General features: G+C 45.9%; 1 protein-coding gene. It reads left to right on the top strand.

Translation table 11 applies throughout. The features are described 5' to 3' along the window. Positions 1–1099 precede the first annotated feature (1099 nt). Positions 1100–3902 (top strand): tetratricopeptide repeat protein (locus tag A3735_RS22215; RefSeq protein ID WP_068638663.1); only part of this gene is annotated, 2803 nt, incomplete at its 3' end.

Below are 3902 nucleotides of genomic sequence, written 5' to 3'. Positions count from 1 at the left end.
TTGGTCAGCACGGCTTGGCGCTCGAAGCTTTAACGTTGTTGAAAGAGCGCCCACAATTTACGCCCTGGTTACAGCAAGTGCCTTATGCTTTGTCCTATCTGTACGAGCAAATGGGTGAAACAAAGCTTGCACTCCAAAGCTACCGAGTGGCTGTTGAGCATTATGAATCTTTACAAGAGCGTTTTGGCAGACAAGCACAAGAGGTCGATGAGTCGCGTTTGATTGCCGCCTTGAACCTTTCACGCCCCTTAGGTGATGCGAAGTTAGTGAATGATGCCTATGGCATGCTAAATGTTCAGCCTAATGACTATAGCTTTGCACACCTTCTGGCAACGGATGCGTTTCAGCGCCAGGTAAGTGAGCTGCATGAGCTGTATAAGTTAGAAGAATCTTTATCTCAATGGGCTAGCCAGCTGGACTCATTCGACACCATGATGGCAACGCGTATTGCGCTTCGTGAAGACAAAATACAGCAAACAAAGCAAGCGATGGAGAACCAGGACGCTGCACACTGGGAAGATGAGCAGGACAGGTTTGCTGCGGCGATTAATCATGCCAGCGAGACTGAAGACTTGCGATTCTTTATGAATGAGGAGCAGATTAAATATGCCAAGAAAATTGAGCAAGCCGAGTCATCGTTAGCACTTATTCCACATGNTCATCGCAAGCGTAGCCGTTACGAACGGCGCTTGAATCGAGTTAAAGCCTATTACGATTGGTGGTTGAGTGAGTCCTTTAGTGACAATCGTTGGCAGGCGGTCAAACAACTTCGTGCACTCGATCGTGAAATGGCAGAATTTAATGAATATCAAGCTAAGTTACGTTCAAAACTGGAGTCTGATGGTGGCAATGAAGCGCTAGCAAAGAGAGTTTCTGAAGGAAGAGAGCAGCTAGCGCTAATTAGAACGGAGTTAGACCAGAGTCTTGCGCAAGCAAGAAATAAACTTGTTGCTTTGGCCAAACAGGATTACGAAAAGCAAATCGCTGAAGCGGGTGTTTATTTGAAGGCTTCGCGAGAGTCATTAGCCCGAATTTCAGACCAGGTTTATCATTCGGATTCTGCAGAGAAAACCAGCATGACGACAGAGGAGGCTAGCTTGTGAGTTTACTTAGAACAGCATGCTTGCTTACCTTGTTATTTGCTTTGTCAGGCTGCCAGCTATTTGACTCCAGAACCTATCCCTTATATGGGCCTGAAAGTATTGCTTCACTTCAGCCTGCTGTCTTGATGATTGATAGAGAGGCATCTTTAAGTCTTGAAATTTCAGAAGTTATCGAGAATTACACTCGTCTGCTACCTATGCTGAAAGACCCTGAAACGCAAATGAAGGTTCTGCATCGCTTAGCCGATCTTAAGCTTCAGAAAGGTGAATTATTAATGGCAGAGCAGGCTGTTGATGAGCTGGATATCGCTATCACTGCTTATTTAGGTCTGCTTGAAAAGTATCCAGACAGAGAAGATAACGATCACGTCTTATATCAATTGGCAAAGACCTATGAGTTGAAAGGTTTGCGTGATCAACACCTGAAGATACTGACACGAATTGCCGAGCAATACCCGGGCTCAAACTATTATGCCGAAGTACAATTTAGACGCGGAGAGATCCTGTTCACTGACGAACTGTATAGGCTGGCCGAGCAGGCATTTTCTGCCGTGATTCTGACTGAAGCGCCTAAAGAGGAAAGCCCCTTTTTGGCTAACGCCCACTACATGCAAGGCTGGAGTTTGTTCAAACAGGCAAAATACTCTTTAGCGCTGGTAAGCTACAGCCGCGTGTTAGATTTATTGTTAAGTCAGGACTCGGCTGATCAAGATAAAGCCTCGGCCTTGGTTGCGAATCAGCATCAAACTCTGGTCGAAGACTTAATGCGCGTTATGAGTTTGTCGTTTTCTTATTTGGGTGGGGCAGAAAGCTTGGGGGCTCTGTTTGCAGAAACGGGCCAGCGACATTATGAGCATGTTGTTTACTCCAGCTATGCAGACTTCCTGTTGAATAAAGAGCAGTTTAGTGACGCGGTGTTAGTTTATAAGAACTATATTGCCAGGCAGCCACTGAGTTTGTGGTCGCCAAAATATCAAATGCAGATCATCACTGTGCTGGTTCACGCAGGCTTTAAGAAAGATATCTACCCCGAGAAAGTGCGATTTGTTGAGACTTATGGCTTAGGCAGTGAATTTTGGCAAACGCATGCTCCGAAGCCAGAGCCTGAAGGTGCTACCGACTCGCTGGGCTATACAAAAGAACAGCTGGAGCCACTGTTAAAAGAGTTAGCTGATCGCCATTACGTTAAAGCCGGCCAGTTACGCAAGGCTGCTAAGAAACGTTCTGCCAGCAAGCAAAAAACGCTCGATGAATATACGCTTTCTGCTCGATATAACCGTGCCTTTACCGAGACCTTTCCCAATCATTCAGACTTGCCAGAGCGCCTAGTATTATTGGCTGAGAGCGAGACACAACTGTCACATTTTCCAGAAGCGATCTCGGCTTTCGAAAGAGCTGGTTATGAGTTCTCAGAATTTTCTGGTCGTAGTGATGCGGCTTACGCTTCCGTGCTGCTCTATGATGATTACTTAAAGAGCATCAAAGCCTTGCCAAAAGATAAGCTGCCAACAGAGCAAGAGGCAAGGCAAGCTCTTCTGGAAAGCTTAAGTATTAAGCGGGAGCAGGCTCAAATGCGTTTTGTTGATATTCACAAGCAAGACAATAGAGCGGTTCCGGTTTTGTACCTCGTGAGCTCTGAGTATTTTGACAGGAAAGATTATCAGGGGGCATTACCTTTGGCTCAGCGCCTGATTGACTGGCCGACTTCGTTTGAAGGTGCGCCCAAGCTTGATAAACAAACCTTATTAGAAAGTAGTTTGATTAAAGCGCACAGTTTGTATGCTTTAAATGACTTTGTTCTGTCAGAAGGTGCGTATCAAGAGGTATTGACCCAAATGCCTGCAAAGGACAAGCGCCGGGCTGCAACAATTGAAAGCCTGGCTGCGAGTGTCTTTAAGCAGGCAGAGGCGAAGTTGGCAGATGGGCAGACTTTGCTAGCCGTTGACGAGTTTCTTCGCGTGGGGCTTGTTGCTCCGACTTCCACCCTCAGAGCCAGCGCAGAATATGATGCCGCAGGTTATTTGATTGAATTAAAAGAATGGCATCGTGCTATCGACGTTATTTCAGACTTCAGAAAGCGTTACCCAAAGCATAATTTACTCGATACGCTGCCTGCTAAAATGGCTTTGGCTTATCGTGAAACCGAACAGTGGGAAGCAGCGGCCGGAGAATTGCGTATTATGCGTAAGCTGGCAAAAACCGAGCAGGAAAAGCAGGATATTCAGTTTATCGTAGCGGAGCTATACGATAAGGCTGACAACAAGAAAGAGGCGATACTCAGTTACCGGCTTTATGCGAATACCTATGCCGAGCCAGCTGATGTCTATATGGAGGTGACTCATCGTTTGGCGCAACTTTATAAAGAAACGGATAAACCCCTGAAGCGACGCTTTTGGTTAGCTAAACAAATGAAGAAGGTCGATAGCTTGGGTGATGCTGCAGATGACCGTATGCGCTTCTTGGCGGCAGGTGCTGCGAGTGTTTTGGCTAATGATGCCTTTATTCAGTACAAACGAATCAAGTTAAAACTACCTCTAAACGAAACCATGATTAAAAAAACCAAAGCTTTGGAAAAAGCTATGAAAGCCTATCAAAAGACGGCGAGTTATGGTGTCTCTCAGTTCTCAACCGAAGCTGGATATCGCATGGCTGATATTTATGCTCAGCTTAGTCGCGACTTAATGGATTCTGATCGCCCTACAGGCCTGAACGAGCTGGAGCTAGAGCAGTACGAAATTCTTCTTGAAGAACAAGCTTATCCCTTTGAAGACAGTGCTATTGAAATTCATGAACAGAACT

The sequence above is a fragment of the Oleiphilus sp. HI0061 genome (assembly GCF_001635675.1).
Note: the sequence above shows the minus strand (reverse complement) of the source record. Positions and strands in the feature narration are given on the sequence as shown.